At 35.5% G+C, this 1,410-nt stretch carries 1 protein-coding gene; it reads left to right on the plus strand.

Going from position 1 to position 1,410, the window contains the following annotated elements:
- Positions 1-60: 60 nt before the first annotated feature.
- Positions 61-1,242, plus strand: coding sequence for a site-specific integrase (locus E1171_RS01390; RefSeq protein WP_155203341.1), 1,182 nt, complete (start codon positions 61-63; stop codon positions 1,240-1,242).
- The last annotated feature ends 168 nt before the right edge of the window (positions 1,243-1,410 follow it).

A 1,410-nucleotide genomic window follows, 5' to 3' on the forward strand; every position in this document is an offset into this window, starting at 1 on the left:
TTTCCAAAGATTTGTGTTACTTTTTGTGTTACTTTAGGTGTTGAGTAACAAAAAAACATTATGATATCCCTCCGATTCAAAAAGCTTAAAAGCGGTAAATACTCAGTGTATCTTGATATCTATCACAAGGATCAGTCTGGGACCAAATCCAGAACCTATGACTTCCTTTCTATTTATGTCTCCGATGATTATTCAAAATTTGTTACTGATTCCGATGGGAATGTTAAGAAAGATAGAAAGGGGTTGCCTGTTCGGAAGAAAATAAGAAAGGAAGATGTTAGGGCAATGGAGTTGGCCGACAAGATAAGAGTAGAAAGAGAGCTTCAGTTGGGTCAAATGATTAACGGAACCTATTTGAATAAAAGGAAAGGGGCCTTTTCTCTTATTGAAAAAATGAAGATAGATTTTCAGCAGATAAAGGAGAAGGATGGAGAAAAAAAGAACTGGGCTTTAGCGGGTTTAATAAGGAGTTTTTCTGATTTTACCGGAGGGCAAGATATCAGGATTGATAAAGTGGATGTTGATTTTTTAAACTCTTTTAAAAAGTTTCTCTTTCAGTTCAATAAATCTGGTACCGTTAACGCAAAACTAACAAGGCTTAAAAAGTACTTTACAATTGCCGAAAAACAAAAAATAATTTCCGAAAACCCTTTTGATGACTATGAATTTAAAATGCCTAAAAATCAAAATGGAGAAAAAGTGTATTTGACTTTGGAGGAAATTAAGGCAATGAAGGAATATGGCGACCATCCCGGAACTCAGATAAATAACCATCTTAAGTGCGCGTTTTTGTTTGCGTGTTTTACCGGTCTTAGGGTGGGGGATATTAGAAGACTTAAGTGGACTGATATATCAGATAATCAAATCTCTATAAAGATGCAGAAGACTTCGAGAACTACAGGAAGGATTGTGCGGATTCCTCTTTCAAATCAAGCCCTTAAAATCCTGGAAGGAGTAGAGAAAAGTAAATACCATGAAATTATTTTTTTCAACCTTCAAAAAACCGATGGCGGCACCAATAGAGCATTGAGATCCTGGGCCGAATTAGCGGGAATTAGTAAATATATTTCTTTTCATACTTCAAGACATACTTTTGCAACTCTTGGTTTAACATACGGAATGGATGTATATTCGATGCAAGAGTTATTAGGTCATTCCAAAATCTCCATGACTCAACATTATGCAAAAATTGTCAGCTCTAAGTTAAAAGAGGAAATGACAAAACTACCTGAATTAGATTAATCCTTAACCCTCAAATTTTTTACCAATGGACCGATTAGAATTTCAAGCCGAATTTTGCAAATGTCTATCTGACCAGACGCGTATCCGCATGTTCGAATTGCTCTTGAAAAATAAAAGAATGCAGGTTTCTGCTTTCCAAGAAGAATTGCAAATACCGCAAAGTAAAAC

The sequence above is a fragment of the Xanthovirga aplysinae genome, assembly GCF_009711365.1.
Classification (GTDB): domain Bacteria; phylum Bacteroidota; class Bacteroidia; order Cytophagales; family Cyclobacteriaceae; genus Xanthovirga; species Xanthovirga aplysinae.